The organism is Streptomyces virginiae, from assembly GCF_040638905.1.
Taxonomy (GTDB): Bacteria; Actinomycetota; Actinomycetes; order Streptomycetales; family Streptomycetaceae; genus Streptomyces; species Streptomyces virginiae_B.
Window position 1 is genome coordinate 1 of sequence record NZ_JBEZYV010000059.1, and the last position, 26,941, is coordinate 26,941.

Genomic DNA, 26,941 nt, shown 5'->3' on the forward strand with positions numbered 1-26,941 from the left:
CGGTTTCGCCATCCCGCCTCCCCACGCTGCTTGGAGAACTCATTTCCAACCAGCACAACGAGCAACCCGGCGAACCTTCCCGGTCACAGCACTAGCACCCAGCCAGACGGGCACCTGGGGAAATACTTGAACCTACCCCTGGGGAATATTACGTGAACGTCCACACTTGCGGATGGGCCGGTTCGAGAAGCTCGTGAAGGTGGTGCGGGAGCGGGGCAGCAACGGTCCCGGTGGTGGCCGTCCGTGGTGCCTGCCGTTGACGGACCAGGTGCTGCTGGTGGAGGTCTACTACCGGACGACCCTCGGGGCGCGCCAGCTCGCTCCGCTCTTCGGTATCTTCGCGGGTCATCCAGCGCTGCGTCCGCTCCTCGCGCTGGGGCCAGCGCCGCGGCCCGTCGCTGGCGTCGAACGGTTATGGACCGTGGACGGCACCCTGATTCCCGGTACGCGACCGCACCGTCGCGGCGCCCTCCCCGACTACCGGTTCTCTGCGAACATGCCGGTCAACATCGACACCCGACTGTTGATGGCATCAGCCCGTCCGGCACCCGGAATCAAGACCGACGCCCACGTCTGGCGGGAGTCCGACCTGTCGGCCGCAGCGGCCGGGACGACCGACATCGCAGACCGCGCCTAACTCAGCACCGGGCGTCCTGCACCGCAGACGAGCCGGACGCCCCCTGCCGCGCGGGCGGGAGCAGGACAACGCCGAACACCGACGCGTGAGGGCCCACGTCGAGCACACCTTCGCCCGCTGGCGGTATTGAAGATTCTCCGCGACTGCCGCCAAAAGGGGGCTGGCCTCCCCCGCCCCGCACCATCTCCGCCGGTCACACTGGAGGACTCAGCCAGGCCCTCGCGCGACAGCCACTGCAAAAGCCGCGGACACACCCTACCTGTGGTTGCAGTACTGGGCCTGGTGGGCGTTGCTGATCGCTGGGCGACCAGGTCTACCCCGTCGCGTCTGCCGCCTTGAGGAGGGCGAAAGCATGGCTCCGGTGCTCCGCGAAGAGCCGGAGAGCGTGTTCGGTGTCGCGTGCTTCCAAAGCGTCGGCCAGTTCCCGGTGTTCTGTCTCGATGTGCTGGGCGTAGTCGTTGCTGCCGAGGCCTATGCGCATCAGAAGGAAAAGATGCACCTGGGAGCGGATCGCCTGCCATGCCCCTTCCAGGCGGCCATGGTGTGCGGCGGCGTAGACGGCGTCGTGGAACTCCAGATCCAGGCGCACGACTGCATGCTCATCCTCGGCACGGCCCATCCGGTCCACGGCTCTCCGGACTGCGGCCAGATCCTCCGCCGTGGCGTGCTCCACGAGGCGCTCGACGGCTAGCTGCTCCAGGGCGCCGCGGAGGCTGTACAGCTCTTCGGCATCCTGTGCGGACAGGGCGGTCACGGTGGTCCCACGGTGCCATTCGCTCTGAACGAGGCCTTCACGCTCCAACCTCAGCAGTGCCTCGCGCACCGGACCGCGACTGACCTGGAGAGCAGTGGCCAACTCCACCTCGCGGAGCTGAGCTCCAGGCGTGTAAACGCCGGAGAAGATCGCGTCCCGGATTCGGTCAGCCACCTCGTTCGCCATGCCGCGTCGGCGGGCCGGCGCGACGCCACTCTCGTTGCTCACTTCACTCCCCCTTGCTTCTCAATGTAGCGATGTTAACATCTAGTCATTCCATCAGCGCCACTGCCACTCTCCCGAAGGACAGGCAGCAATGATGACCCTTCACGACATGCCGGTTCCGCCGTTCCACCTGGCTGTGCCCGTCGACGACCTGGCGGCAGCTAGCCGCTTCTACGGCGAGACCTTGGATTGCCGCCAGGGCCGCAGTTCCGACAGGTGGATCGACTGGAATTTCCGAGGCCATCAGCTCGTGACGCACCTGGCGCCACGCAATGAGCCGATCCACAATCCGGTCGACGGGCACGACGTACCCGTCCCGCACTTCGGCCTCGTCCTGTCCATCCCCGACTTCCACACACTCGCCGAACGCCTCCGCGCGGCGGACACCACGTTTGTCATCGAGCCCTATCTCCGCTTCGAGGGACAGCCTGGCGAGCAGTGGACCATGTTCCTCAAGGACCCTTCCGGTAATGCGCTGGAGTTCAAGGCGTTCGCCGACAGCTCGCAGATCTTCGCAGTGTAGCCAGTGGCGCTGTGGGGCCCGCCCGGGAATGCAGTCCGCCTGGCCCCCGTGGGCCAGCCGCTCCGGCGGCTCATCTCACAACCCGAGAACGATACGGAGACAATGACATGCGCATTGCTGCCGCACAGGCCCGGCCGCACTGGCTCGATCCGACGGCGACGACCAAGAAGGTCCTCGCGTGGCTGGAGAACGCGGCCGCAGAGGGCGTCCAGCTGATCGCCTTCCCCGAGACTTTCCTGTCCGGCTACCCGTCCTGGCTGGAGCACACAGGCGGCGCCCGCTTCAACGACACCGGACAAAAGCGAGCCTATGCGGCATACCTGCAGGCCGCGGTCGAGCTCGACGGCCCGGAACTCGCCCAAATCGCCGAAGCCGCCCGGGACCTGGGCATCTTCGTGTACCTCGGCACGACCGAACGAGGAGTGGGCACCGCCCGAGGGACCGTGTTCTGCACACTGGTCGCCATCGACCCCAGCGCAGGCATCGTCAGCGCCCACCGCAAACTCATGCCGACCCACGAAGAACGGCTGGTCTGGGGCATCGGGGACGGCAACGGACTGCGCGTGCACCAAGTGGGCCCTGCCCGGGTAGGAGGCCTTAACTGCTGGGAGAACTGGATGCCCCAGGCCCGCCACGCCCTATACGCACAGGGTGAGGAACTGCACATCAGTGTCTGGCCCGGCAACCCCCACAACACCGCCGACAACAGCACATGCTTCATCGCCCGCGAGGGGAGGATGTTCCACCTCGCGGCCAACGGGTTGCTCTCCCTGGCCGACGTCCCCGCCGACTTCCCGCTGCGCGCCGAACTGGAGCAGGCTGGTGTGAGCGACTACTGCCGTGGCGGCTCCGCCGTGGCGGCGCCGGACGGCACCTGGATCGTGGAGCCGGTCATTGACGAGGAGCGTCTGGTAATCGCCGATCTGGACTTTGCCAGAATCCGGGAAGAGCGTCAGAACTTCGACCCGACCGGCCACTACAGCCGACCAGACGTCTTCGCCGTCGAGGTGGACCGCCGGCGCAGGGACGCTTCGCACTTCCGCGACTGACCCGCTCGCGGCACCGGGCATGCGCGTTTCGCACGTCTGGCGGCTGGTTGATCACCCGGGCATTGATGGCCCACCTTCACTCGACGGGGGCAACTGGGATGCGCTGGAGAGCTGGGACGTCCCGGGCAGCGTGCTGGCCGCCCTCGAGCGTCTGGGCGTTGGCCTGCAGGCTGAGCCTTCCTCCCGCAGCAGATCGCAACGGTGTCCGCGCTCACCCGGTGCCCGGCCCGGGTCAGTTCCCTCGCCAATGCACGGGTCGCTCACCGTCCACCGCAGCGGCGACATCGGATCACCCCGCGCATCCGGCTCGACCAGCGCCCGCAGAGCCGGCCGCAGCCCCGGATCGAGTTCCGCGACCCGCTTGCGGCCCCCGCCCGGACGCCGCATCCGACCCAGGGGCTCCTCGTCGGCCTCCAGCTCGAACACGCCCTGGCGGACCGTCGTCTCGCTGACCGCGGCGGCCAGCGAGACGGCCCGTACGCGGCCGTGCTCCAGAACACGGGCCTCGGCAGCCATGAACCTGTTTCCGAAGCCTGATCGGTTTGGGATGCTTTCCATCTTCTCAAGGTCACTGCGGTGGGGGACTGCGCGGGGCGGCTTCGGATGCGTCTTGCTAGCATCAGGTATGAATGAGTTCACAAATATGCGCAAAATTACTTCAGTGGACCAACTGAATGCCACGCAGCTTGAACAGCTCAGGCTGTCCGGAATGGCCTACGATGGGCAGGACCTGCCTCCGTCGGAGCGCGTTTCAACCCAGGAGGAATCGGAGCCTGAGTCGGTGCTTTACTCCTGCGAGCTCTGGGATGTGATGATTGATGGTTCCGTTGCCTACGAGGCCTGGCTCTACCAGGTTGACAGCGGCTCTATATTCAAGGTCGGCACGACTGAAATGATTGCTGAAATCATCCAGTGCGGGCTTGAGTGTGAAGATGAGGAAATCGAGCTTAAAGTCGGGATAGCCATGGTTCAGTCAAGCCTGCTACCCAATAGTGATTCCGGATACGAGCGATTCAGCAAGGCTCTGAAAGCACTGCAGTAGGCACCATGCCTGTGCTGGGCCACTGCCTGGAACGACACGCCGCCGAACAGAACACCGCGTGAGGCCGGCATCCGGCCTCAGCCGTTCACCACAGCCCCCACGGACCCTCTCACCGGCCCCGCCAGCGCCCTCGGACACCGAACCAGCGTAGAGCCCAGGCTACTCGTCAACTGGGGATTAGAAACAGGTTCAGGGGGCGTTTAGCGCCTTATTCGTACCTTTTGCGCCGATGTGGGCCTGTGGTCGTTCGGGGCTGCTGGGGTTGGTGTGGTTCGTGATACGAAAGTGGCTGCCAGGCGGATGTCTTGCTCTGCCTCCTCCTGTTTCATCCCAAGGCGCCGGGTTTCGCGCCGTGTGCTTCGGGCGCCGGTCCGCGCGCCCAAGACAGGTGTGTAGTCCCAGACCATGTCTGAACGCCGCCGCTATCCGAGCGATCTGTCCCATGCCCGGTGGGAGTTGGTTGAGCCGGTCCTGACCGCCTGGCGGGCCGAGCGCCGCGGCCGTGGACTGCACATCGGCCGGCCGCCCGACCAGGACCTGCGCAGCCTCCTGGACGCGGTCCTCTACGTGAACCGGACAGGGATCCCGTGGCGCTATCTGCCGCACGACTACCCGCACTGGAACACCGTCTACGCCTACTTCGCGTGGTGGCAGGAAGAAGGGGTCTTCGACCAGCTCAACAGTCTCCTGCGACGCCAAGTCCGCAGGCAGGAGGGCAGGGAGGAGGAACCGACCGCATGCGTCATCGACTCGCAGAGCATCAAGACCTCCACCAACGTGCTGGCCCACGAACAGGGCATCGACGCGGGCAAGAAGATCGTCGGCCGGGTCGCAGCCGAGTACCCCACCGTCCGCAAGACCTGGGTGGATGGCGGCTACCGCCAGCACCTCGTCGAGCATGCCGCCACCCTCGGCATCGACATGCACGTCCTCCGCCGCGACCCCACCACCAGGGGATTTAAGGTCCTGCCCCGTCGCTGGACGGTCGAGAGAACCCTCGGCTGGCTGGCCCGCGACTACGAAGCCCGTCCGCACCGCTCCGAGGCAATGATCCAGCTCGCGATGATCAACCTCATGCCCCGCAGACTCACCGCCGAAGCCACCCTCACATGGCGCGACGCGTGAACCATCCTCAACCCGGCAATCCAGGATGAAACAACGGGATGAAACGCCCTCTCAACAACCGACGCTGCCGCTCGTCCAAATGTGGGAATAACACCCCGAACTTCACAGCGAGTTGGTTATGAGTCTCGTCCGGGATGCCCATAGCGCAACAGCGAGCCTCAGAACGGAAAGCAACACCTTGATTCCCTGCAAGCCCTTCGGTAACGGCGCGGACCCGTTCGATGGCCCGTGTGGACGCAGTCTGCTGATCAAATGCAGAGCGGGCCGCCTTCCACTCGCCGTGCGGTCCCTCTCAACGGCGCCCGAGGCCAGCGTTGAGCTCGGTACGGCTGGTAATGCCGAGCTTGCGGTAGATGTGTTGCAAGTTGTTGTCGACGGTGCGGACGGACAGGACCAGGAGTGCGGCGATTTCCTTGCTTGATGAGCCATGCGAAGCCATGAGAGCGATTTCTAGCTCACGCGGGGTCAGGGGTGTTGCGGGGGAGGCAAAGATGAATCCTGGACTTGACGCCCCCTGGCAGCGTTCACGTAGGGCGGCCGCAGTAGCTGCCCATCTGGTGGCTGCGCGGCTCTGCCCGTCCTGGCTGAAGGCGTGGGCAGCCGCCGCGGCAGCCTCGGCCGCGAGGAGAAGGGCGCCCATGGACTCCAATTCCTGCGAGGCGGTCGCGAGCAAACCGCCGTCCCGCGCGCTGAGCGCGGTTGCGAAACGAGACCGAACGGCGGCGAACACCCCGTCGCAGCGCTTCGCCAGTTCGCAGAGGCGGTCCTGAACCAGCGGGGCCGCGCCCATCCGAGCAGCCTCGGTGAGCAGCAACATCTCGGAGCTCGCGTAGCCTGCTTGCCGCGCCCGGTCTGCCGCTCGCAGCACCACCTCCTGGCTCGCTCGCAACTGTCCGCGAGATGCCAAGAGCCACGCCTCACCCAACCGGTCCTCCCCGGTGAGGAACGGAAAATCCGGATACCCATCGAATCCTTCGAGGGCGTCTTGGGCGCAGACGATGTCACCCAGAAGCGCGGATGACGCCGCGAGCCCCGAGGCCGCCAGCCGGAGGATGATAGGGACTGGCTCGCTCCGCGCCAGAGCGAGGGCCTCGGCGTACCAGCGCCGCGCATCCGCCAGCCGTCCGGCCAGCCAGTGCGTGCGCGCCAGCCCCCAGGCCAACCAGACCCCCGGCTGCGTCGCTCCGGCGGAGACGGCCAGCTGGTGACCTCGTTCGGCGGTCAGGCGTGCCGATTCCAGGTCTCCGGCTGCCGCGTGCGCGAGGGCCAGTGCGGACAAGGCGGCGGTGTGATGCTGGATGACGAGGTGCTCGCCGGCCAGCTCGTGCTCCTCGTGGGCGCGACGGCCGAGTTCCACCGCTTCGGCCGTCCGACCGACTGCCGCTAGCCCCAGTACTTTCATGCCGAGGCCGTAGAGGCGCACCCGCTCATCCGCGGCGCTGCCGGGATCGTCCAGCTGGGCGAGCCCCTCCTCCGGTCTGCCCGCCAAAATGCGCATGGCGCCTTCGTTCACACCCAGAGCGTCCCGAAGGCCCGGATCGGTGATGCGCGACCTGGCCTTGACGTTGACAGCCAGGGCCCGCTCCAGCTCACTGGTGCCCCAGCACAGATTCTGAGTGCGCTCCATCGTGATGGCTGCGCGATCCTCGTCCGAGGTCGCCATCCGGTATGCCTCTGCCAGCCTCTTCTCCGCCTCGTCGAACCGTCCGAGCTCGTAGAGCGCCTCGCCCTCGAGGAGATAAGTGGCGACGGTGCGGCGGTCTTCTGGAACGGCCTCCAGAAGGCTCAGCACCTGCTCGTAGTCGTGCCCGTACCGGGCCAGTCCGGCGGCCTGGACGAGCAGGCCGGGATCAGCCGATATGCCGGCCGACAGCTGCCAGGTGGCGATACGCAGCGCGTCGTCGTGTCGGCGAGCACCGCGTCCGACGACCCGTTCGATGTGCGCTCCGAGTGTCTGCCGACGGCGGTACGGGGGGAGCCTGTCTCTGAGCACTTCGCTGTACAGCGGATGGGCGAGCGTGACAGTGATCCGCCGCCGTGCCCGCTGCACGCGGATGAGTCCGCCTCGCTCGAGCAATTCCAAAGTCCCTTCATCCGCCGGCGTTTCGAGTTCTCCAACGCCAGCGGGCTCGACAAGGGACAGAAGCTCCAGGACACCAAGACTGGCGGGTGGTAGGCCCGACAATCGCGTTTCGATGCCCTGCACCAGGCGGGAGGTCGCTGTTGCCCGGCCGGTCAGCCGCCACACACGGTCCGTGCTGACCAGTTCGCCTCGCTCGACCGCACCCAGAACCAGTTCCCGGAGGAACAACGGATTCCCGCCACTGGCATCATGCAGGGCGAGAACGGTGCGCTTTTCGACCACGCTGCCCAAGGCCGCGGTCAACAAGTCCTCCGTGGAAATACAGTCCAGCGGTGTGACGTCAATGCGGGGCAGGCCGTCCGCACGATCGATCGCGCCGACCGCCTCGGACATCGGTACCTGATCGCGGGCCGTCGCCACAAGGAAGAGCGCCTCCGCGTCCATCAGTTGGGACAACAGCATGGCGGATGTGGCATCGAGCAAATGGACATCGTCCACCAGGAGGAGGAACGGCCGGTCGCGGTCGTCCGACGCCAACGATGCGGCCGCGGCGCGGAAGACGGCCGGCGGATCCGACAGGTCCACCCCAGGAGGCAACAAGTGCGCCAAAGCCCCCAACGGCACCGAGGCCGCTGCGGCGCTAGCGGTGATCCGCAGGCCCGGCGATCCCCCGCCGACACCACGGTCCCAGCACTCGCGGCCCAGCCTGGACTTTCCGGCTCCAGCCGGACCCTGAATCAGTACGCCGCGCATACCGCGAGTGCCCAGCGCGGCTGAGAAGACGCCCAGCTCCTTGTCCCGCCCGACAAAAGGCCAGGGCAGCCCCAGTGACGTACTGAGAGCAGACCGGTCCATCGCATTCCCTTAGGTTCTGAGCACGTTCATGGTCTGGGGCGGAGAATGCGCTTACCGTCTCTGCAATTCGCCCAGGCGCGGAGCTCCGATCGCTCCGGCCGTGACATCTCACCAAACTCCGAGCACAGGGTCGACCAGGAGGCGTAGTGGGCTGGCCCCGCAGACTCGGCGACTCTGTCGAGGCTGGCGGCGAGAGGTGTGACATCACTGTAGAACCCTCGCCGCTCAGCAACCACCACTTTGTGGCCGACCCCACGGAGCACTTGAGAGCAGCCGGGTCGGGACCGGCGGCATCAGAGGGAAGCTGCACAATGCCGCCCGGCAAGGGGGGGAGGAGGAGGTCGGCAGCGGAACCGCTCCGCCGTCGCAGCACGCCGTATGGTTGCGCAACATATGCAGGAACTAGTCAACCATCCTCGCCACGGCGTGCCTAGATTGTGTCAGCACAATCGCCAGGGGCCGACGAGTTGCAGCGGGCGCACGGCGGCGGCCCAGCCCGCGGCGAGCAGCCGCATCTGAAGACTCATGGCCGCCTTCTCCTTTGAAACCGCGAATGGTGACGTACGTCGGTGGGGTCCGCCCGCACCGGACGGGCCCCTGCCATACAGCTTGACCGGCGTTCGCGGCGATCAGTGGTGGCCCGGGCCTCCTGTGATCTCCCGGTACTCCTCAGCGGTCGGCTTGGCAATCTGCCCGTCCTCGCCGAAGTACGCCTTGCTGAGCCTGGCCCGCAGCTTCTCGGAGCCTTTGTACTCTCGCGGGATGCCGTTCTCGTCGACCGCCGGGCCGATCTCGGCTGGCTGGTGCTGCTCGTGCGCGGTGAGAGTGTGCGACTCCCCCTGACTGAGCGGGGTATGGACCTCGATGAACTCACCGTGCGGGAGGCGTTTGATGATGCCGGTCTCCCGGCCGTGTAGCACCTTGTCCTTGTCCCGGCGCTGCAGGCCCAGGCAGACCCGCTTGCTGACGACGAACGCGATAACCGGACCGGCGAAGAAGAAGATCCGGGAGAACCAGGTGATCGCGTTCAGCGACAGGTGGAAGTGGGTGGTGAGGATGTCGTTGCCGCCCGCGATCATGGCCACGAAGTACGCCGTCAGCCAGGCGACACCGAAGGCTGTACGGGTGGGGGCGTTGCGCGGGCGGTCCAGGATGTGGTGCTCGCGCTTGTCGCCGGTGATCCAGGACTCGAGGAACGGATAGGCCCCGATCACCGCCAGTACGACCGCGAAGCCCGCGAGCGGGAGAAACACGCCCAGGGCCAGCGTGTGACCCCAGAGGTTGATCTCCCAGCCCGGCATAATCCGCAGCAGGCCCTCGGCGAAGCCCATGTACCAGTCGGGCTGGGAACCCGCTGACACCTGGTCGGCCCGGTAGGGACCGAAGGCCCAGATCGGGTTGATCTGCGCGACGCCCGCCACGAGCGCGAGGATACCGAAGACCAGGAAGAAGTAGCCGCCTGCCTTGGCCATATACACCGGCATCAGCGGCATACCCACCACGTTCTTGTTCGACCGTCCGGGCCCGGCGAACTGGGTGTGCTTGTGGAAGAAGACCAGGATCATGTGTGCCACCACCAAGCCCACCATGATCCCCGGGAGCAACAGGACGTGGATCGAGTAAAAGCGCGGGATCAGGTCAGTCCCGGGGAACTCGCCACCGAAAAGGAAGAACGTGAGGTACGTCCCGAGGATCGGCACCGACAGGATTGCACCTTCCATGAAGTGCGCGCCGGTGCCGGAGAGCAGGTCGTCGGGAAGCGAGTAGCCGGTGAAACCGGTCATCATGCCCAGAAACAGCAGCAGGACACCGAAGACCCAGTTGACCTCGCGGGGCTTGCGGAATGCGCCGGTAAAGAATACGCGCATCATGTGCACGAGCATGCCCGCGATGAAGACCAGCGCCGACCAGTGGTGGAGTTGCCGAATGAACAGCCCGCCCCGTACGTCGAAGCTGATGTCCAAAGTGGACTTGTACGCCTCGCTCATCATCTGCCCCTTAAGGGGCACGTAACTGCCGTGGTACTCCACCTCGGTCATCGACGGGTGGAAGAACAACGTCAGATAGATGCCCGTAAGTATGAGGATGAGGAAGCTGTAGAGGCAGACCTCGCCCAGCATGAACGACCAGTGGTCGGGGAAGATCTTGCGCATGTTGGCCTTGGCCAGGGTGTAGATCCCGAGTCGGCTGTCAGCCCAGTCGGCGACCCGCTCGCCGGCCGGCACCTTACCGCGCGCACTCATTTCAGTGGTGGACTCGGTACTCATGCGCGCTCCCAGGGTGGTGCGATTGTTGCCTTTTGTGGGTGGTCGGCCGCCCGGAGTGGGTATGGGCGGTGGTCAGGACCGAAATGTCGATTCCGGTCCGGACAGTTCTCTCCGGTGTCTTTCACAGCCTCATGTCGCTTGCACTGGGCCCCCGCCCCGTGACGGGCCTTGCGCCCCGCCCGGCGTCGGCAGGCCGACTCTGATAAGTGGTCTCCACCCGGGACAGCTGCATGCGGGCCCAGCTGCGGGCGGCCCCGCCGAGACAGCTCAGCGCCAAGCCCAGGGTCATGCCCAGCGCGAACCTCAGCGCCTCGATGTGCCCGAGGGGAAAGACGAGGATCGACGCGTCGGCGGGGATCGCCACATACGAGACGACGAAGCCGACGGTGGCCAGCGTCGACATGGTGAACAGCAGCGCGACCATGCGCCCGGAGCGTTCAACAGTCCGCGTCTCCACGGGCGGGATGCGATGATCTCGGGACGAACGCCCAACACTGGCATGCGGGTGGTGCCACACCGGCACGGTCACGAAGGCATGGACATACGACTCCTCCCTTCTCACCCGCACGATCTCTCTTGGAATGTCTTGCCTGTGCATAACTTGTCCGCCTTTGCGGCCCCCGCGGCAACCGGAAGGCCCAGTAGTCTGACTCCCGCTCCGACTCTAGATGGTCTAGGTTACTCTAGACACTCTAGAGGTTCTGTGATGAAGGTAGGCGCTCGATGAGCAAGCAGGCGACGAGTCGCCGCGATCGCATGCGCGAGGCGACCCTGCGGGAGATCCACCAGACCGCTCGGAAGCTGCTGCTCACCAAGGGATCGACCTCGGTCACCATTAACGCGGTCGCCCGGGAGATGGGCATGAGCGGCCCCTCGCTCTACCACTACTACGCGAGCCGGGACGCGCTCGTGGAGGCCGTGACTGCGGACTTCTTCCAGGAGTTGGCCGAGGCGATGGAACGCGTCCGGGACGAGCATGCCGATGCCCCTGTTGTTGAGCGGTTCCTGGCCGCGTGCCGCGCGATGCGCTCTTGGTGCGTGGCCCATCCCGCCGAGTTCCAATGGATTTTTGCCAGCCCCGTCAGCGCTGGGCAGCACGCCCCTGACTCAGCCCGCTTCCAGGCCGGCCTGCGCTATGAGTACGTCTTCCTCGAAATGATCATCGAGCGGTGGAACACCCGGCCGTTTCCGGTACCAAACCCGGACGAGCTGCCCGAGGGCTTGCGCGAGCAGCTGCGTACGTACTCCCGCCTGATCGACGAGCGCCTGCCAGCCGAGGCGGTATACGTGTACGTGATCTGCTGGAGCAGGCTCTACGGGCTGCTGTGCTTGGAGGTCCTCCACCAGATGGACTTCGTCCTGACCGACATGGAACCGCTTTTCGAGCGGTGCCTCGATGAGCTGGGCGACATGCTCGGCATGTCACGGGAGTCCTGACCACTTCCCTCTCCGGGGTCGGCCGACGGTACGCACATGCCGATTAGCGTGCGCGGAATCCTCGGAATGACCGGCCTCCCCCGGAGGGGCCGACCTCAAGGACCGCAACCCCAGGATTCGCCAGCGTCAAAACGAGGAGGCGGGGTTCCGCCTCCTCGGAGGGACTTCTCCATGCACTCTGGGAGCGAGCTTCGATCTCGAACAACTCCAGCATCAGGCAGAAGCCGAGCCTCGTCTTCGCTTTCTTGTTGCCACCAATATCCAGTCCCCGGTCCACCAGTGTCCAGCTCGCCATCAGCTCTTACGGTGACCACTCCGGTGGCACACGCGCCCCCGCGCGCAACGTAGGTTCTGTAGCGGCCCGCCGGAGAGACATCTACCACCACCGCGGGGTTGCCCAGCTCCAGCCGAGAGGATCCTGCCAGTGTTTTTGATCTACGGCCGTGAGCTGACCAACGCCTGAGCACGCCGTGGATGTAATGGTTGAATGTTTCTGACCTATGGCCGCACGGTGGCGGACATGGCACGAATTTGAGATGTGTGGCCTGGATCGTGGTGGTACCGCTTTTGTGGCCTGGGCTCGAATCCTGCCGACCGATATCAGAACACTTCATATCCGAAGGGATGGTGCGGTACTTATGATGCACTACCAATGGATGGATCATCAGTCGCTCCGACTTTCAGCTGATCCAGGTGAGCGAGCTGAGGGGCGAACGCCAGACTGCGGCGTGTGGGGTTTCGGGACACTCGAGAAGGTCACGTGAAGCAAAATTCCTACGGCCGCCTTGGAGCGGTACTGTCCGCCGAGTTGATCAATCTGTCCGAGATGAGCGCTACGAGCATCCAAAGGCTGCTCGAGGCGCACGAGATCCGGCGCGCGGAAATTACTGATGCCGATGTGGAATGCTTTGGTCGCTGGCGGGATCAACTGGCAAGGGCGTTTGGTTCCAGGGATGTGGCTGAGCAGTGCTCAGCCGTGAACGACCTGTTGGTCGGGGCAACCATCCGTCCCTGGGTGACCACCCACGACGGCCTCCAGCCCCATCTTCACTTCGTGCCCGACTCGGCTGACGTACTTTCCCGGGTCAAGGCAGTCACCGCTGGCGGCCTCGCCTTCGTCCTGTGTTGGGAAGGAGGGGCACGACTGGGTCGGTGCATGCGCTCTGAGTGTTCCCGAGCCTATGTGGACGTGTCCCGGAACGGGCGACGGCGCTTCTGCACAGCACGCTGCGGAAACACCGAAGCAGTGATGCGACACCGTTCCAGCCGCGCACGATGCAAGTCCTAATCGAGCCCCCGACTGTTTGGCCTTCAGGCGGCGCTTGCCACCCACCGCCGACCGAACGGTCCCGCCATGGGATGCCGGTGCGGACCCGGAACCGCATGCCGTCTACAGTTGCCGCCTGGCCCACGTCGGCGGCCGTCCGGGCTAGTGGTTCCAGGCGCGGCCAATCCTCCTTTGCGACGGGAACGAACCGGGTCCTGCCCGGCCTCCCGTCAGGCCTGATGCCACCGCTGAACCGACCGGACGCTGACCAGTAACTCCTTCGCGATCTCCGTACTGCCCCGCCCATCGGCGAACATGCCGACCGCTTCCATCCGGACCCGCTCACGGAACACCTGCCTCTCCGCGGTCGGACCCCCACCCCGGTCGCGTCGGCCGGAACGCTCGGGCCGCAGCTCAGGGTGTTGCGTGCGGCGGGGCGGCGCCCAGGTAGTCATGGAGCCATGCGGTGACCGCGCGGGCGCACAGGGCCGCGTCGGCGGTGGCGTCCAGCGGTGTCGGCGATCCGTCGAGGGTGGTGGCGACGTACTCGCCGTCGGCGCCGTGCAGGTGCGCGGACCAGCGCTCGTCGTGCTTGGTGGCGGGCCGGTCGGCCCGCTCGCCGGCGTAAATCAGGAGGTACGGGACACGGCAACCGGAGCGGACGACAATCGAGGACGCTTCATCGCCTTCGCCTGCTCCGGGTGCGGACAGCTCCGCGCCTACGCCTACCGGGCGGACGGGACGCTGATGTTGATCATGCTGGTTCAAGGCCGACACCTTCCGGCTGGTCCGCGGTGATTCTCGGCAACCGAGGCTGTCCGCTTCCGGTCCTACGTTCTTTGGCGTGACAGATGCTGAGGCACTCAACGATCTTTGCGACCACGCGGCCCTCCTCGCGACAAAAGGAAACCGCCCGTCCCTGGTGTCCCTGAGACCCCAAGTTGATCTGCAGCCGAAGTCTGGGGGTGGGTGTTGGGGGCGTCCCTAATGCGCGGAAAGCGAGGAAAGCGTGTGCTCGAAGGGCGGACAAAACGAACAGCTAGGAGCGATGACGATGTCCGAGCAGACCACTTACACCGCACAGCGTCGCGTAGACGTCTATATCGCCCTCGTGTCCCAGCCCGATGACGGATACACGGCTTCCAGGACCTGGGGGCCCGAGCTACAGGCACCGTCCGCCGCATACCAGCGCCAGCAAGCAAACGGCCACTATCAGGCACGTCGATCGCCGGAGGCGGTGGCGTCATGACGATCAGCACCAGCTCTCAACTCTCCGCGCCGTCCCCCGATGGCCGCGCTGCTCGCTGGGCACTGCCCCACGTTGCCAAGTCTGTAGGGATCGCCCGCCACCTCTCGCGCAGCCTCCTCGAGACTTGGGGAGTCGAGCAGGACGCTGTCGACACAGCGCTGCTGGTCGTCTCTGAACTGGTGACCAACGCTGTCGAACACGGCCGCGCTCCCATGGCCCTTCACCTGAAAATGGATCAGGCCGCCCCCTCAGTCGAGGTGGCGGTCAGCGATGGGGGCCCGGCCAGCAACGACGGCCCGTGGACAACAAGCTGCGAACCCGAAGAACACGGCCGAGGGAACAGTATTGTGACCTGCCTCGCAGACCGGCAAGGCATCCGCCAGCACGCCCACGGCATGACCCGATGGGCTGAACTCCCCACCACCGGATGATCGGGACATCGGAGTGTTCATCGCCGATGACCGCGGTCTGCACCAGACTCGTGTCCCGAACCACGTCGCCCCCACTCGCTCTCTGCGACAAACGATAGATCGCTGGATTCGTAGGCGCGGCCGTTCCGCTGGCAGCGGATCCGTCAGCGTGCCGGGACGCCTATGCGGGGCCGGTCGGCGTGTCGGAAGGTATCGAGCGGACGTCGCTGATCTGGGCAAGGACGTCCTGAAGTCGACGGACGGCACCCTCCGCCTGCGTGTACTCCTCAGCGCTCGGCAGGACGGTGCCGAAGGTGCCTCCACCGTCGGCGGGCATGGCGCGCCAGCGCAGGACCGACTCGAGCGCGTTGAGAGCCCCGGAGAGAAACCAGGCCATACGGCCATGAGTACGCGCCAGGGAGATCGCCAGAACGGCGAGCGATTCCCGCAGGTGTTCCAGCCGCTCGATCTGCGGCATAGCCTCCTGGATGTCCGGCGGGCCGACAGCCTCACGCAGGCCGGTTTCGGTATCAGACGCGAGTGCGCGGTCGTCCGGTGCCACTTTCCATACGTGGTCTTCGATCTGCTGTTCAGCTTCTTCGGCAAGCACTGCGACGATCCTTCGCATGTCCATGCGAATCACTCTAAGGGCCGGACCGGGTCCCTCCCGACGCATCCCATTCCTGACCTGGTCCAACGATGATCCAAGGACCCGAAACAGGTGCTGAACTCAGGGCGGGTTCAGCGCCTGCTGCGGTACGGGACACTTGGGTGGTGATCGAACGCCGCGCCTTGGGCACCGGCCCGCGCCCTGCAACTCCCGAACGTGTGGTTCACCCAGCCCGACGACGGCCAGATCGGGAGGATCACCCCGGCCGGGGTGGTCACGGAGTACAACGTCCCGGCCGGGAACTCCACCCCGACGGGGATCGCCGCCGGCGCCGACGGCAACCTGTGGTTCACCGAGCTCAACGGCCACAACATCGGGAAGATCACCCCGGCCGGGGAGATCACCGAGTACGACATCGGCACCTACCCGGGAAAGGTGACCACCGGCCCGGACGGCAACCTGTGGTGGACCGCCCCCAACGCCAACTCCATCGCCAAGACGACCCCGTCCGGGGTCACCACCAAGTACCCCACGTACACCACCTACAAGGACTACATCAACACCATCGCCGCCGGCCCGGACGGCAAGCTGTGGTTCACCACCAAGGACCAGAACTCGATCGGGAACATGAGCACCACGGGCGCCTTGAAGTACTTCACGCTGCCGACCGGCGCGGCCAATCCCGTCGACATCACCAGCGGCCCGGACGGCAACATGTGGTTCACCGAATACGACAGCCACAAGATCGGCAAGATCACCCCGGCGGGAGCGATCACCGAGTACCGGTGCCCACCGCTGGCTCCCGCCCGACGCAGATCACCACCGGCCCTGACAGCAAGATGTGGTTCACCCACTTCAGCACCAACAAGATCGGCAAGGTCACCACCAACTGAGCACCTGCCGACAGCACACCCCGCCCCCGGCACCGGTCTCCGGGACCTGGGCGGGTTCTGACCCTGGGGCCTGCGGGCCGGCCTCACCCGCTCACGACGCAACCCCAGGAAACCCCATCAGGCGCAGTCAGCAGCACGCCCGACGGGCAAGGACATCCATCAGTGACGACATGAGGCACCGCTGTGCACTGCCTGCTACGCGCGCTTGACGAGCGACGGGCTGTAAAGGCCCGTCGGCGGGAAGGCCGGCGGCTGCGCGGCGGACGTCTTCCGCCACGGACCGGGCCGCGCCGGTGAGCAGCAGTGCGATCTGTCCGTAGTCCGCGGGGGGCCAGGCCGGGGCCGCCCTTCCACACCCTCACGGCTTTGGCCAGGCACGCGGATGAGCTGAGCGCCGTGGTGAATGGCGGGGCGGTGGTGTCGGCCGCCCTGGCGGCCGCGGCCGGCTTCAGCCGCTGGCTCGGGTATGCGGCGCGGCTGAGTTCAGGAGGTCGCGGGGATGCCTGTGCGGGGGCCGTGCCAGTCGAGGCACAGCACGGTCGCGTCGTCTCGCGGTGGCCGGCCGCCGTAGACATCCGTGACCGCGCCGACCAGGGCGCGCACGACCTCGCGAGGGTGCTCGGCATTGGTCTTGCGCAGGAGGCCGGGCAGGTCGACAGATTCGGCTTCGCGTTCCTGCATGCCGTCGGTGTGGAGCAGGAGGCGGTCACCAGGTTGCAGGTCGAGGTTTTGGACCTGGTAGATGCCCCGGTGGTGGCCGAAGCCGAAGGGCATGTTCACGGTCAGGGAGAGTTCGGTGACCGTGCCGTCGCGCAGCCGCAGCGGCCTGGGGTGGCCCGCGTTGATGAGCTGGGCGGAGCTTCCGTCCAGGGCGATGCGCAGGAGCTGGCCGGTGACGAAGGTGCGGTGGCCGTGGTCGAGGAGGGCCTGGTGGCTCTGGCGGGCCTGTTCGGCGAGGTCTTCTCCGGCTCGGCGGGCGCCGCGGGAGGCGTTGACCAGGAGGGTGGCCATCAAGGCGGCGTGGACGTCGTGGCCCATGGCGTCGGTGATCGACAGGTGCAGGGTGTCGCTGTCGAGGCTGTAGTCGTAGGTGTCGCCGGCGATGGTGGCGGCCGGGACCAGGGCGCCGGCCAGCGTGAACTGGGGGGCCTCGCAGGCGGCGGCGGACGGCAGGAGCTGGCGCTGGATCTCGGCGGCGACGCTGACCGTGGTGGTGCGGTTGCCCCAGTGGTAGAGGTCGGTGAACCGGCGATCGGTGACGATGATGTACGCCAGCGCGTGCGCGGCCTCCTCCACCTGCGCCAGAACGTCCGGGGTGGCCTCGGTGAGGAACAGCTCCAGGACGCCGATGGTGTCGCCGCGGTTCGTCACCGGGGCCAGGACCCGCTGCCCGTCATCACCTGCTCGCGCACGCACGAGCTGCTGCGTGCGCAGGACCTCGTCGTAGATGCTGCTGTCGACCAGGGGGATCCGCTCGGCGCGATCGTCCAGATGGGTGCCCTCCGTGTCGTGGACGCGCAGCATGCGCCGGCCCACGATGTCGACGAACAGGAACGACACGTACCGCGCCCCGAACCGGTCCCGCAGGTTCCGTGCGACGACCTCGAGGGAATCCACCGGCGCGGCAGTCTCCGCCGCGGCCAGTACCTCGGCCAGCCCGATCCGGTCATGCGCCACGCCAGCCTCCACAAGTCTTGGACCACAAGACAATACGTGGCCCGGCGAGGCACCGATCGCGATCCCGCGGTCCACCACATCACCCGCATCGCGGCAGTCTGGAACCGCGGAGCCGGCGTGTCCGGCGTCAACTGATCTTCCATACGCTTAAGCGCAGGTCCGCTACGACGGAGTCGCGCGCCGACCGGATTCCTGTCCGCGTCCAGTCTCAGGGACGCCGTGGACCACCCCGGTCCCGACTGCGTGGAACGGCGAGGAGCCGCCCCAAGCGTCGACCCGCTCTGACGTGGCGGTTGCTACCAGGGGAGTTCCGCGCAGATGGTCTTGCCGCCTTCTGGGACCGGCTTGATGTGGATTCGGGTAGCGAGTCTTTTGATCATGAACCATCCCCACCCGCCGGCTCCGTCCGTGCTGGGGGTCCGCGGCTGAGGAAGCGGAGGGCTGTGGTCGGTGACGCAGACATCGATGGAGCCGTCGAGGAGTTCCAGGTGCAGGGCGCAGGGGCCGATGGTGTGCCGGACCGCGTTGGCGACGAGCTCGGCCACCACCAGGAGCACGTTGTCCGTGCTCTCGTCATCGGCGGGGGCCCGCTGGCGGGTGGCCCGGGACAGGAAGGCGCGGGTGGCGTCACGTGCTGCCGCGGCTGGTCGGTTCATGCGGGACAGGGGCTGGTCCAGGACGGCGGCACTCATCTGTTCCTCCTTCCGCCCGCGGGGCTTGCATGTCGCGCATGCCCCAATACGCACGCCGAAACCGGGACAGGTCCCTACTGCGTGGGGACCGGGAAGAGACGTGGGATCTGACCGTGGGACGACCTGAGTGACGGGGCCAGGCGGATTCGGCTGGCCCTGGTCAACGACCTCGTCCTTGCCTCCATCGAACGACCGGGCACGAAGGCGGCAAGACTGTACGCGCCCGGGGAGCGGCCCACGGCGGCTCCGGAAAGAGGATGAGAGCAGGTGAAGGCGGGTCCGGCACACCCGGGAAGGGCTTACGGTCAGCGGGGAACAGCTACCACGGGGGGGGAACAATGACTGATCACGACCAGCCCGCACAGCCCCCCGCACCCCGCACCCCGCACCCCGCACCGATGGTGGTGCGCGTTGCCAGGGAACTGTGCTCGCAGCCGAGGCAGCGAAACCGCAGCGGGCAGGCGTGGCCGCCCGCGGCGACGTGTGCTGAAGGCGTCGTCCGGCAAGGGGGCGGTGTCGTTGTCGGCGATGATGAGCTGGAGGCGCGAGCCGTAGGCGTCGGTCAGGGCTTTGAAGCGGCTGTAGATCCGTCGCCCTCGTTCCTGGTCGTCGGGGTTGCTGCCGAGCGCGTCCTCGCCGATCACCTTGGTCCCGAGGTGATTCCGGCCCTCGTGGCCGAACTCGCTGACCAGTGGCGCACCCGCACGTGGTGCGGCCCCGACGTCACGGCAAAGCGGCTGGCCCGCTTCGGGCCTGCGGCCTCCGAGGCGGTGGCGGACCTGCGCCGGTTCTGGCTGCACACGCCGCACTCCTACGAGCGGGCCGCCTACCTGGAGGCACTGGCCGCCATCGACCCGGGCGGACTGGACTACACCCACACCGAGTCCCTCTGGGACTGCGAGGAGCGGGCCCGCCTGCTGGGCGTCGCCCACGCCCCGGACCGCCCCGAAACCCTGGAGCGGATCGCGGCGCTGCGCGACGACCCGATGGAGACCCCTGACGTACGGGCAGGCGCCGAAGCACGGCTGGCCGCCACGACCACCCTGTACTCGCCCTGACCCGATCTGGACAGTCAATGGCCGCGGTGCCTCCCCATTCTCGGGCTCTGGCGCAGGTTCTGTGGTGGAACCCTAAAGTTTCAGCATGTACGACTCCCCCTGGTTCGAGACCGAGGACGAGGAGGACGAACCCTGGGATTTCTCGCAGGACGAGTCCGTCTTCGTCACAGCCCTCCTGGGTGGCACAGGGGCCCGGGCCCGGCGTTGAGGCCGGGCCCGGGCCCCTGTCACGGGGGACACGCGGGTGATCAGTGGTCGTAGGACATGGCGGGGGCACCCCCCTTCGTCCTGGGGATTCGCTGCCCGGTCGGGCTCGCCTCACCAGATTCCGCCCGCACCTGACCCGCCGTCATTGCCACCGGTGCGAAGGGACATTGCGGGGCTCCCGCAATACGCCGGACGGGCAGTGACGGAGTGGTGTCCCCCTGTCACAGGGGTGGGCTACGGTTGCTGTCCCGATATACCGCTCCCTGCGCCAGCGTGTAGGTGAGCGGCCCACAGGGACGGAGTAAGGGGCAGCTGGTCGCGCAGGCTACGGATGGTCTCGTGCAGGGCGTGCGCGGCCCAGCCTGTGTCCACGTTCTTTGAACGCGCTGGGAGCCCAGTTCGAACGGTACGGTGCCGTGGCTGATCTGGACGCGGCCATCGACACCATCCGGGAGGCGGTGGAGGTCGCCCCCACCGACCACCCGGACCGTCCCACTTTCTTCAACGACCTGGGGAACACGCTGGGTCACGTTGCGGTCCCGGTTCGAACGGTTGGGTGCCGTGACCGACCTCGACGCGGCCATTACGCGGGATTGCGCAGTCATTGCGCATGATCCATCGACATGCGCATCAAGACGCGGACCCTACAGTCAGCGCAGGATGACCGCCTTCGGTAGCAGTGTGATCAGCAGTTGCGCTGTCTCCGCTTCCATGTCCACTCCCCCACCGAGGCCTTCGTTGAGCCGCGCCGCGGCTTCACGGAGAGCGTCCATGTCACACAGTGAACGATCAAAGTTCTCCGGCTCGGTACCCGCTTCGTGGCCCCGCAGGCAAGGCCACGCGGGTGCCCTGCCCCGAGTCCTCATCCGTCACAGGCACCAGAGGTACCGTTCGCTGGCAGGCCACTAGCGCCGCTGCTGTTCTTGCTGCAAGGGGTGAATGGTCACCACGCTGTCTTGCTCGACAGTAGAGAAGATCCGCGCCCTGCCAGAACCCATCGGACCTGGTCTGCGCTCTGCCGCCCTGGTCGAAGCGTCGCAGCACGTGGTGCTGTTGATCTAGGGCTTTCGAGAGAACGGCCGGTACGACAGGGGGACGCAAAGCCTTCGCGGCGGGCGTGGCCGGTGATCTGGTGGCGCAGGGCGTCGGTGGAGAGGCCGTCGGTGGTGCCGCCGGGGGTGTCGACGAGTTCGTCCGGCGCCCACCCCGGGACCGTTCTTGCCCCAGAATGATCATCGGGTCCCTGGTCGCGGGTCCGAGGCAGCAGGCGTGAGGAGATTCGTGAAAGACGTCATCCAGTACATCCGGGAGACCCACGGGCCGGACGAGGCCCCGCCGGAGCTCCCCGACGAGCAGCTCCTCGCGCGGATCGAGGAGGAGCAGGGCGTCCAACTGCCGGCCGGGCTCCGGGAATTCCTGCTCCATGTCGGTGATGTTGAGCGCGCCCGCCTGGAGCCCGTCACTGTCACGGACGAGGGCGCGCACACGTACCTGCCGGAGCTCATGGCCATCGCCTGGGACCAGGGCGTCCCGCGCGATTTGATCGTCCTGTGCGAGGACGAAGGCGACTTCTACCTCGTCGGCCCCGACAACGTGGTCGTCTTCTGGTCGTGCATCGGGACGGGCGGTCTCACGGAAGACCGCTGGGAGTCGGTGTGGCACTGGGCCCGTGACGAGTGGCTCCGCCTGCCCACGCCGGAGACGACCTGACCGGCGACGGCGTCAAGAACCGTGCCGGAGGAGACGTTGACGATCGCGCCGCCGCCGACTTGGCGGAGCATCTGCCGGATCTGGGTGCGGGTGCACAGGAACGCTGCGGTGAGGCTGACCCCGAGGATGCGGTCCCAGTCCTCCTGGCGGTGTCGGCGGCACCTGGTCCTCGACGCCGACCAGGTGGCCGGACAGAGGAAGGCGGTGATGCCGGCCAAGGCAGCGGAGTCGAACGGGTCGAGATCGACCATGTCGAACCGGCGGCCCGTCTGTTTGGCGGTCCTGATCCCGGCCGCGTCGGACCTGCTGCTCCCACTGTGGGAGGACATCAAGACCGCGACGGCCGACGAGGAACTCCAGCTGTTCTAGGACCGCAGTCCCTGCGCCCGCATCAGTCCCCCACCCGGTCCGCGGCCTCGGGGGACGTGGCGATGTGAACCAGGGTGGCGGGATCGCCGCGGCGGCGCGGCTGAGTTCGATCCGGTAGCCCGAGCCTTCGGTGTAGGGACGTGCTCCTTGTATGTAGGCGTCCCGCTCGTTGGCCGGGTGTACGAGGAGGACGTCCGGCACGGAGTCGAGCAGCGTCTCGGCGTCGTCCCAGTACTTGAGGCTGACGGCGACGGCGCCGTGCTGACCACCCACGCCGTAAGCACCGTCGGCGAGGACACCTTCCTGACCCACGATCTCACCCCCATCCCCCTGCCCGCGTCCTTGGCCAGCCTGTTGGCCGACCAACTGGGCGGCGAACTCCTCCCAGGACTGGCTGTCCCGGGAGAACGTCCCGGGCAGCACCTCTCCGCCACCGTCATCGGCCGCCGTCTGCCGCCCACCACCTCCCCAATCGGCCCGCCCGCGCCACCGCCCTCGTCGCCTTCGCCCAGGACCTGCCTCCAGCGGTCCGCGGGCCGATGCTGGGCCTCCACCCCGTCACCGCCGCCCACTGGCGACGACGCGCCTCCACCGACTGGACCGCCTACCTCGAAGCCCCTCTGACCGCCCCGCCGCGCTGACCACCGGTCGAAGCCGCGCCATACGGCCAGTTTGGGAGGTGTCGCTTGCGGCGACCCCGGAGGAAGCCGCATCTTTTGAGCATGTTCAAATATACTGAGGTGCGGCCACAGGCCGGACATCCAATCTCTGGGAAGAGGTCTGCTGACATGCGTGGATGGCGGGCGATGGTTCTCGCGCTAACTGGGGTAGTTCTTACAGCGTCTTGCGGGTACGGCGCTGCCATCCACGCGGCGGACATTCCGCAGGAGCAGCTGGTAGGGACGTGGACCAGCCCAGCAGGGACGTCCCTGACCTTCTCGAAGGAACACACCTTCACTGGAACGGGATTCGACAAGGTCAAAGCGATGGCTGACTGCGCCCACCCCGAGAAGCTGTCCAACGGCCGATGGGCCTTCTACGCCAGCCCCAAAGGCGACGGCCTCAACATCCCCGACGAGACCGCCACACACGGCAATGATCTTCGGCTGTCCTTCACCGAGGATCCGACGTGCACGGTTTGGGTCTACCTCTACGGGGACTTCGGAGATACAGAGGATCCCAGCATGTGCCCTACAGAGGACCCGGACGCGGGGTGTCCTCCTGACGGCTACATGAAGCGGAGCGAGGCCGGCACTCGCTCCTGACACCCATCGAAACCGGGGCACTCGCGCTCCTGCAGGGCCACAACCGCACCAACAGGCAGGCCGGCCCGAACGCCTCAACCACCGGGACCAGACGGGGATACCGCGCGATTCGAATGACGGTCCCCGCCAGCTGAGCAGGCGCCCTGGTCGGCGGCACGGCGGGAGGCGTACGCGAACGACCAGAACAGCCCGGACACGCTGATCGCAGTGTCCGCAGCCTCCAACCGGTCCAAGGCCGATAAGGACCCGGCGGAGTGGCTGCCCTCGGACGGCTCCTACCACTGCACGTATGCCGCGACCTGGGTCGGGACGAAGCTGCGCTGGGATCTGGCCGTCGATGAGAACGAGCGTCAGGCCCTCCTCGGGCTCGCCGAGGACTGCCCCACTACCACTGTCGTGTACGAACCTGCGGCGTGACGTCTGTCGAACTCCGCCTGACCGTTCACCATCAGGTCGCAGGCGGCGCCGGGGGACTCCGTACGCGGCCGGTCGGGTGACTTGACCTGCGGGCTCCATTGCCTCCGGGCCTGGTCTGCGGAATCAACGCCAGCGGGCCAACCGCCAGCGCCGCGGCAGCAGGGGCGGCCGGCCCACCGGCTTCGACACGACGATCTACAAGCGCAGGAACGAAGTGGAACGCACCATACAACGCGCTCAAGAACTCCCGGGCGGTTCGCGACGAGATACGACAAGAGGGCCTACATCTTTCACGGCACCGTCACCGTCGCAGCCATTCGGCTCTGGCTCCGGTCCCTATCGGAGTGAAGGAGCTGGCACCCGTCACGAGAAAATGGCGTGCACCTGATCGACCGCCTCGGGTCCGTAGCCAACCGTGCCCACGGGGACTGCGCCGTTGATCGCCTCGATCACACGCCCAGCCCATACCGGCCCGAACCCCCCGCACAGTTCAATCAGCTGCACGCCCTCGCCCACCAGGCGGCGCGCGGCCTCGATGCCCTCCTCGGGCTTCTCCACCCCGACGAACACACTGCGGCACGTACCCGTGTCCACGACGCTGAGATCGCCACCTGCCGCGCTGCCGTCCGCCGTGTAGATGAACCCCCAGTGTGTGAGCGCCATACGTATCGACCTCCTGTGATCGTCAGAGCCACCAGCCAAGCAGAGCCAGGGCGGGAATGGCCTGGAACGGAGACAAGCCGTGAGTGATCTACGCCGCACTCCGGATGCCCGCACCGTCCGAGTACAGCAACACGGGCTAGGCAGTGTCTGACAAATGATCACGGGCTGGTTCGCGGAGCCAGAGGATCAGCGAGGCCGGACGACGCCGGCACGGTAGCGGTCGGCAAGCTTGTCGAATCTCGTCGCGATCGCGCGGAACTGCTTGAGGCGTGCGAAGCATCGTTCGACCACGTTGCGGTCGCGGTAGAGCTCCTTGTCGAAGGCGGGCGGCCGGCCGCCGAGGCGCCCTCGGCGTCGGCGGTTGGCCGCTTGGTCGCGGCGCTCGGGGATCGTGACGGCGATGCCCCGACGCCGCAGCAGATGCCGGATCGCTCGGCTGGAGTAGGCCTTGTCGCCCGGGACTCGGATCGGTTTCGTGCGTGGGCGGCCGGTGTCGGCTCGCGGAACGCGGATCCCGTCGAGGACCTGACCGAATGCGGTGGCGTCGTTGACGTTGCCGGGCGTGAGCACGATGGACAGCGGCAGTCCCCGGCCGTCGACGGCGAGGTGGACCTTGGTGGTCAGCCCGCCTCGGGACCGGCCGAGGGCCTGGCGCGTCTGCGAGCCGACCGGATCTTCCAGTTCGTCCCCGTCCGCAGCCCCCTTTTACGTGCGCCGGCGGCGTGCTGGTGAGCACGGTTGATCGTGGAGTCGACGGCGACGGTCCACTCCACCCGGCCCTCCGTGTCGTCGCGGACCTGCACATGCTCCAACAGCCTTGCCCACGTGCCGTCCGCCTCCCAGCGGGCAAACCGCTCATAGACGGTCTGCCACGGCCCATACCGCTCGGGCAGGTCACGCCACGGAGCCCCGGTCCGCAACCGCCACAGCACACCATTGACCACCTGCCGGTGATCACGCCAGGGCCGACCACGCCCATCCACCTGCGGCAACAAGGGCTCTATCCACTCCCACGCCGCCTCCGTCAACTCACCTCATCGTGCCACAAGATCAATTATCAGACAGGCCTTAGGCTCGAGCAGGCCGCCGTCGACTACATCAACCTCCGGCACCAGCGCTGGCCCCATACCCGCAACCCTCACGTGTTCATCAGCTCGCAGACCGCGCACACCCGGGCCCCGGTCACAACCGGCTGGATGCAGCCTCTGTTGCGCGGTCTCCCGGTCACCGCCCAGCAACTTCGCGAGGACCGAATCCTCGAAGAGGCCGCCGTCACCGGCGCTGACCTGCAGCACCTATGCGTGGTGTTCAACATCACTCCGGAGACCGGACTCCGCTACACCCGCTTCTTCCGGCGGACAGCGACGACGTATCCGGCTGCAACATGGAGACATCGTGACCGACCACTACGCTCACCTGCTCGCCGCCATCGTCGAGCTCGGCGGTGAGCTGGAGCTCCCAGCTACCCGTAACGGGCGCTTCGGGGCGCGGTCATCCCAGAAGGCTGCGCGGTCAGCGACGCCGGCCGCCGCCGATGCGGCGGTCGTCGGCCAGTGCGGTAAGCGGGCCGAACTCGCGGGCAAGCTGGTTCCACGTCAGAACCTCGCCACAGCGGGCCGGGAACTCCTTCGGGTTGAACTCGGGCATGGTCCAGGTACCAGTGCCCCGGTCCCGCAGCCACAGGTCCCCGTCACCGTCGACCACAGTCGGCGGGACCGGTACGGGCTCGGCCTGATCGGTGGGCTCCCAGGTGACCCGGCCCGGGTGGGAAACGCGGCGCAGCTCGGTGGTGGCCAGCCGCGCGGCCAAGTCACGGGTGGACTCTTCGGCGTCCTTGACCGACGCGAGTCGGAATGCGTCGTCAAGTACGGGCAGGGCTGGATTCTTGCTGCGCTTTGAACTCATACGCTGACTACCTCCGGTGGGGGCGGCACATCCGTTATGGCACCCCGTAGAGGAACACGGTATCCGAGGCGGGAGCCGGGCCGGCTACGACCACTGTCCAGGTGCAGGCGTGGTACACCAGGCGGTGGGGCTAGGTGGTGAGCTGGTCCTGGACGTGGCGCAACCCGTGGTGGTAGCGCTCAGATATGGCGGTCCGGGTCTGAGAAGGTGAGGCCGCCGGGGGCGAGCGGACGTCGGGCCGGGGCGGGTGCCGGCTCGGGCTCGGTCTCGCCGGGCGGCTGGCGGAAGTCGGCGCCCTGCTCGACCGGCATCAGCCGGCGCCTACCCGCCTGGCGGGTACGGGCGCGTCGAAGCGGGCTCGGAGAAGGCGGGCAGCGAGAGCGGTCGACGGTCGGTCATGATCCCTAGTCTCCCAGGTCCGGCCCTGCGGGTGGGGCCAGGCCGCTATCAGCGGTGCTAGGGCCTGTGTGATGTCGTGATCAGCAGCTGGGTTCTGCCCTCTTCGCGGGGTGGAATCCGGTAGGACTGGGATTGTGACACGCAGGCAACTCA

The 26,941-nt window shown here is 66.9% G+C and carries 28 protein-coding genes and 4 pseudogenes; 16 read left to right on the forward strand and 16 right to left on the reverse strand.

All coding sequences use genetic code 11. The features are described from left to right. The first annotated feature begins 172 nt into the window (after window positions 1–172). A complete protein-coding gene (locus AB0F82_RS37135; protein ID WP_436842261.1) occupies window positions 173–637 on the forward strand; it encodes a hypothetical protein in 465 nt (154 codons plus the stop codon). A gap of 313 nt (window positions 638–950) precedes the next feature. Here the strand turns inward: AB0F82_RS37135 and AB0F82_RS37140 are convergent, their stop codons facing one another. Further along, window positions 951–1,619, reverse strand: a complete 669-nt coding sequence (locus AB0F82_RS37140; protein ID WP_362635876.1) for a GntR family transcriptional regulator — start codon at window positions 1,617–1,619, stop codon at window positions 951–953. A 91-nt stretch (window positions 1,620–1,710) separates the two neighbouring features. Here AB0F82_RS37140 and AB0F82_RS37145 point away from each other — a divergent pair, with 91 nt between their 5' ends. Together AB0F82_RS37145 and AB0F82_RS37150 are read left to right on the forward strand one after the other, a co-directional pair. Beyond that, window positions 1,711–2,139: a VOC family protein gene (locus AB0F82_RS37145; RefSeq protein ID WP_362635935.1), complete on the forward strand. Its 429-nt coding sequence runs from the start codon at window positions 1,711–1,713 to the stop codon at window positions 2,137–2,139. A 107-nt stretch (window positions 2,140–2,246) separates the two neighbouring features. Continuing rightward, window positions 2,247–3,188 carry a carbon-nitrogen hydrolase family protein gene (locus AB0F82_RS37150; RefSeq protein WP_362635878.1) on the forward strand — a complete coding sequence of 314 codons (942 nt, stop codon included), beginning with the start codon at window positions 2,247–2,249 and terminating at the stop codon, window positions 3,186–3,188. 118 nt (window positions 3,189–3,306) lie between these two features. Here the strand turns inward: AB0F82_RS37150 and AB0F82_RS37155 are convergent. Beyond that, window positions 3,307–3,746, reverse strand: a pseudogene (locus AB0F82_RS37155) (ISAzo13-like element transposase-related protein); the annotation flags it as partial. A gap of 103 nt (window positions 3,747–3,849) precedes the next feature. On the opposite strand from AB0F82_RS37155, the gene AB0F82_RS37160 reads away from it, so the two are divergent. After that, window positions 3,850–4,230: a hypothetical protein gene (locus AB0F82_RS37160; RefSeq protein WP_362635881.1), complete on the forward strand. Its 381-nt coding sequence runs from the start codon at window positions 3,850–3,852 to the stop codon at window positions 4,228–4,230. Between the two features lie 405 nt (window positions 4,231–4,635). Beyond that, the gene (locus AB0F82_RS37165) at window positions 4,636–5,355 is read left to right on the forward strand and encodes a transposase (protein WP_362635884.1); all 720 of its coding nucleotides are present in this window, start codon (window positions 4,636–4,638) and stop codon (window positions 5,353–5,355) included. Between the two features lie 292 nt (window positions 5,356–5,647). On the opposite strand, the gene AB0F82_RS37170 is transcribed toward AB0F82_RS37165, so the two are convergent. The 3 genes from AB0F82_RS37170 to AB0F82_RS37180 form a co-directional block, all read right to left on the reverse strand. Then, window positions 5,648–8,023, reverse strand: coding sequence for a helix-turn-helix transcriptional regulator (locus AB0F82_RS37170; RefSeq protein WP_362635887.1), 2,376 nt, complete (start codon window positions 8,021–8,023; stop codon window positions 5,648–5,650). 899 nt (window positions 8,024–8,922) lie between these two features. Continuing rightward, a complete protein-coding gene (qcrB, locus tag AB0F82_RS37175; protein WP_362635890.1) occupies window positions 8,923–10,560 on the reverse strand; it encodes a cytochrome bc1 complex cytochrome b subunit in 1,638 nt (545 codons plus the stop codon). 121 nt (window positions 10,561–10,681) lie between these two features. After that, a complete protein-coding gene (locus tag AB0F82_RS37180) occupies window positions 10,682–10,984 on the reverse strand; it encodes a hypothetical protein (protein WP_362635892.1) in 303 nt (100 codons plus the stop codon). A 299-nt stretch (window positions 10,985–11,283) separates the two neighbouring features. Between AB0F82_RS37180 and AB0F82_RS37185 the strand changes: the two genes are divergently transcribed. Together AB0F82_RS37185 and AB0F82_RS37190 are read left to right on the forward strand one after the other, a co-directional pair. Further along, entirely contained in the window at window positions 11,284–11,997 is a 714-nt protein-coding gene (locus tag AB0F82_RS37185; RefSeq protein WP_362635894.1) for a TetR/AcrR family transcriptional regulator, read from the forward strand. Window positions 11,998–12,823: 826 nt separating this feature from the next. After that, window positions 12,824–13,285 (forward strand): CGNR zinc finger domain-containing protein, encoded by a 462-nt coding sequence (locus AB0F82_RS37190; protein WP_362635937.1) that lies wholly within the window; start codon window positions 12,824–12,826, stop codon window positions 13,283–13,285. 209 nt (window positions 13,286–13,494) lie between these two features. On the opposite strand, the gene AB0F82_RS37195 is transcribed toward AB0F82_RS37190, so the two are convergent. Continuing rightward, complete coding sequence (locus tag AB0F82_RS37195; protein WP_362635897.1) at window positions 13,495–13,719, reverse strand: helix-turn-helix domain-containing protein; 225 nt, start codon at window positions 13,717–13,719, stop codon at window positions 13,495–13,497. Continuing rightward, complete coding sequence (locus AB0F82_RS37200; RefSeq protein WP_362635899.1) at window positions 13,679–14,032, reverse strand: hypothetical protein; 354 nt, start codon at window positions 14,030–14,032, stop codon at window positions 13,679–13,681. Before AB0F82_RS37200 ends, AB0F82_RS37195 begins: the two co-directional genes overlap by 41 nt. Window positions 14,033–14,509: 477 nt before the next feature. Between AB0F82_RS37200 and AB0F82_RS37205 the strand changes: the two genes are divergently transcribed. Next, on the forward strand, window positions 14,510–14,944 hold the full coding sequence (locus tag AB0F82_RS37205) for an ATP-binding protein (protein ID WP_362635902.1): 435 nt from the start codon (window positions 14,510–14,512) through the stop codon (window positions 14,942–14,944). Between the two features lie 160 nt (window positions 14,945–15,104). On the opposite strand, the gene AB0F82_RS37210 is transcribed toward AB0F82_RS37205, so the two are convergent. Beyond that, window positions 15,105–15,557 carry a hypothetical protein gene (locus tag AB0F82_RS37210; RefSeq protein WP_362635904.1) on the reverse strand — a complete coding sequence of 151 codons (453 nt, stop codon included), beginning with the start codon at window positions 15,555–15,557 and terminating at the stop codon, window positions 15,105–15,107. A gap of 192 nt (window positions 15,558–15,749) precedes the next feature. Here AB0F82_RS37210 and AB0F82_RS37215 point away from each other — a divergent pair, with 192 nt between their 5' ends. Next, entirely contained in the window at window positions 15,750–16,487 is a 738-nt protein-coding gene (locus AB0F82_RS37215) for a Vgb family protein (protein WP_362635907.1), read from the forward strand. 422 nt (window positions 16,488–16,909) lie between these two features. Here the strand turns inward: AB0F82_RS37215 and AB0F82_RS37225 are convergent, their stop codons facing one another. After that, entirely contained in the window at window positions 16,910–18,103 is a 1,194-nt protein-coding gene (locus AB0F82_RS37225; RefSeq protein ID WP_362635910.1) for a PP2C family protein-serine/threonine phosphatase, read from the reverse strand. A gap of 296 nt (window positions 18,104–18,399) precedes the next feature. Further along, window positions 18,400–18,795 carry an ATP-binding protein gene (locus tag AB0F82_RS37230; RefSeq protein ID WP_362635913.1) on the reverse strand — a complete coding sequence of 132 codons (396 nt, stop codon included), beginning with the start codon at window positions 18,793–18,795 and terminating at the stop codon, window positions 18,400–18,402. 671 nt (window positions 18,796–19,466) lie between these two features. Between AB0F82_RS37230 and AB0F82_RS37235 the strand changes: the two genes are divergently transcribed. Together AB0F82_RS37235 and AB0F82_RS37240 are read left to right on the forward strand one after the other, a co-directional pair. Further along, the gene (locus tag AB0F82_RS37235; protein WP_362635915.1) at window positions 19,467–19,853 is read left to right on the forward strand and encodes a hypothetical protein; all 387 of its coding nucleotides are present in this window, start codon (window positions 19,467–19,469) and stop codon (window positions 19,851–19,853) included. A gap of 85 nt (window positions 19,854–19,938) precedes the next feature. Then, window positions 19,939–20,061 carry a hypothetical protein gene (locus tag AB0F82_RS37240; RefSeq protein WP_362635918.1) on the forward strand — a complete coding sequence of 41 codons (123 nt, stop codon included), beginning with the start codon at window positions 19,939–19,941 and terminating at the stop codon, window positions 20,059–20,061. A gap of 649 nt (window positions 20,062–20,710) precedes the next feature. On the opposite strand, the gene AB0F82_RS37245 is transcribed toward AB0F82_RS37240, so the two are convergent. Next, a complete protein-coding gene (locus tag AB0F82_RS37245) occupies window positions 20,711–20,833 on the reverse strand; it encodes a hypothetical protein (protein WP_362635921.1) in 123 nt (40 codons plus the stop codon). A 508-nt stretch (window positions 20,834–21,341) separates the two neighbouring features. On the opposite strand from AB0F82_RS37245, the gene AB0F82_RS37250 reads away from it, so the two are divergent. Further along, the gene (locus tag AB0F82_RS37250; protein ID WP_362635924.1) at window positions 21,342–21,770 is read left to right on the forward strand and encodes an SMI1/KNR4 family protein; all 429 of its coding nucleotides are present in this window, start codon (window positions 21,342–21,344) and stop codon (window positions 21,768–21,770) included. 53 nt (window positions 21,771–21,823) lie between these two features. Here AB0F82_RS37250 and AB0F82_RS37255 read toward each other — a convergent pair. Then, window positions 21,824–21,898 (reverse strand): annotated as a pseudogene (locus AB0F82_RS37255) (hypothetical protein); the annotation flags it as partial. Here AB0F82_RS37255 and AB0F82_RS37260 point away from each other — a divergent pair. From AB0F82_RS37260 to AB0F82_RS37275, 4 genes and pseudogenes are all read left to right on the forward strand, one after another. Continuing rightward, window positions 21,879–22,139 (forward strand): hypothetical protein, encoded by a 261-nt coding sequence (locus AB0F82_RS37260; RefSeq protein ID WP_362635940.1) that lies wholly within the window; start codon window positions 21,879–21,881, stop codon window positions 22,137–22,139. The pseudogene AB0F82_RS37255 and the gene AB0F82_RS37260 sit on opposite strands and share 20 nt — an antisense overlap. A gap of 722 nt (window positions 22,140–22,861) precedes the next feature. Continuing rightward, window positions 22,862–23,404, forward strand: a complete 543-nt coding sequence (locus AB0F82_RS37265; protein ID WP_362635927.1) for a hypothetical protein — start codon at window positions 22,862–22,864, stop codon at window positions 23,402–23,404. Between the two features lie 207 nt (window positions 23,405–23,611). Next, the gene (locus AB0F82_RS37270; protein ID WP_362635929.1) at window positions 23,612–23,821 is read left to right on the forward strand and encodes a hypothetical protein; all 210 of its coding nucleotides are present in this window, start codon (window positions 23,612–23,614) and stop codon (window positions 23,819–23,821) included. A gap of 130 nt (window positions 23,822–23,951) precedes the next feature. Continuing rightward, window positions 23,952–24,169 (forward strand): annotated as a pseudogene (locus AB0F82_RS37275) (IS5/IS1182 family transposase); the annotation flags it as partial. 15 nt (window positions 24,170–24,184) lie between these two features. Here AB0F82_RS37275 and AB0F82_RS37280 read toward each other — a convergent pair. The 4 genes and pseudogenes from AB0F82_RS37280 to AB0F82_RS37295 form a co-directional block, all read right to left on the reverse strand. After that, the gene (locus tag AB0F82_RS37280; protein WP_362635931.1) at window positions 24,185–24,484 is read right to left on the reverse strand and encodes a DUF6506 family protein; all 300 of its coding nucleotides are present in this window, start codon (window positions 24,482–24,484) and stop codon (window positions 24,185–24,187) included. Between the two features lie 136 nt (window positions 24,485–24,620). Then, window positions 24,621–25,512 (reverse strand): annotated as a pseudogene (locus AB0F82_RS37285) (IS5 family transposase). A 484-nt stretch (window positions 25,513–25,996) separates the two neighbouring features. Continuing rightward, a complete protein-coding gene (locus tag AB0F82_RS37290; protein WP_073775444.1) occupies window positions 25,997–26,389 on the reverse strand; it encodes a hypothetical protein in 393 nt (130 codons plus the stop codon). Between the two features lie 179 nt (window positions 26,390–26,568). Continuing rightward, window positions 26,569–26,700 carry a hypothetical protein gene (locus AB0F82_RS37295; RefSeq protein WP_266818172.1) on the reverse strand — a complete coding sequence of 44 codons (132 nt, stop codon included), beginning with the start codon at window positions 26,698–26,700 and terminating at the stop codon, window positions 26,569–26,571. Window positions 26,701–26,941: the final 241 nt, after the last annotated feature.

Excerpts from the sequence above, each read along its gene's own strand:
- AB0F82_RS37135 (WP_436842261.1), top strand. The coding sequence starts at position 173 with ATGGGCCGGTTCGAGAAGCTCGTGAAGGTGGTGCGGGAGCGGGGCAGC.
- AB0F82_RS37145 (WP_362635935.1), top strand. The coding sequence starts at position 1,711 with ATGACCCTTCACGACATGCCGGTTCCGCCGTTCCACCTGGCTGTGCCC.
- AB0F82_RS37150 (WP_362635878.1), top strand. The coding sequence starts at position 2,247 with ATGCGCATTGCTGCCGCACAGGCCCGGCCGCACTGGCTCGATCCGACG.
- AB0F82_RS37165 (WP_362635884.1), top strand. The coding sequence starts at position 4,636 with ATGTCTGAACGCCGCCGCTATCCGAGCGATCTGTCCCATGCCCGGTGG.
- qcrB (WP_362635890.1), bottom strand. The coding sequence starts at position 10,560 with ATGAGTACCGAGTCCACCACTGAAATGAGTGCGCGCGGTAAGGTGCCG.
- AB0F82_RS37180 (WP_362635892.1), bottom strand. The coding sequence starts at position 10,984 with ATGGTCGCGCTGCTGTTCACCATGTCGACGCTGGCCACCGTCGGCTTC.
- AB0F82_RS37185 (WP_362635894.1), top strand. The coding sequence starts at position 11,284 with ATGAGCAAGCAGGCGACGAGTCGCCGCGATCGCATGCGCGAGGCGACC.
- AB0F82_RS37190 (WP_362635937.1), top strand. The coding sequence starts at position 12,824 with ATGAGCGCTACGAGCATCCAAAGGCTGCTCGAGGCGCACGAGATCCGG.
- AB0F82_RS37195 (WP_362635897.1), bottom strand. The coding sequence starts at position 13,719 with ATGACTACCTGGGCGCCGCCCCGCCGCACGCAACACCCTGAGCTGCGG.
- AB0F82_RS37205 (WP_362635902.1), top strand. The coding sequence starts at position 14,510 with ATGACGATCAGCACCAGCTCTCAACTCTCCGCGCCGTCCCCCGATGGC.
- AB0F82_RS37210 (WP_362635904.1), bottom strand. The coding sequence starts at position 15,557 with ATGGACATGCGAAGGATCGTCGCAGTGCTTGCCGAAGAAGCTGAACAG.
- AB0F82_RS37230 (WP_362635913.1), bottom strand. The coding sequence starts at position 18,795 with ATGAGTGCCGCCGTCCTGGACCAGCCCCTGTCCCGCATGAACCGACCA.
- AB0F82_RS37240 (WP_362635918.1), top strand. The coding sequence starts at position 19,939 with ATGTACGACTCCCCCTGGTTCGAGACCGAGGACGAGGAGGACGAACCC.
- AB0F82_RS37245 (WP_362635921.1), bottom strand. The coding sequence starts at position 20,833 with ATGGACGCTCTCCGTGAAGCCGCGGCGCGGCTCAACGAAGGCCTCGGT.
- AB0F82_RS37265 (WP_362635927.1), top strand. The coding sequence starts at position 22,862 with ATGTTCAAATATACTGAGGTGCGGCCACAGGCCGGACATCCAATCTCT.
- AB0F82_RS37280 (WP_362635931.1), bottom strand. The coding sequence starts at position 24,484 with ATGGCGCTCACACACTGGGGGTTCATCTACACGGCGGACGGCAGCGCG.
- AB0F82_RS37290 (WP_073775444.1), bottom strand. The coding sequence starts at position 26,389 with ATGAGTTCAAAGCGCAGCAAGAATCCAGCCCTGCCCGTACTTGACGAC.
- AB0F82_RS37295 (WP_266818172.1), bottom strand. The coding sequence starts at position 26,700 with ATGCCGGTCGAGCAGGGCGCCGACTTCCGCCAGCCGCCCGGCGAGACC.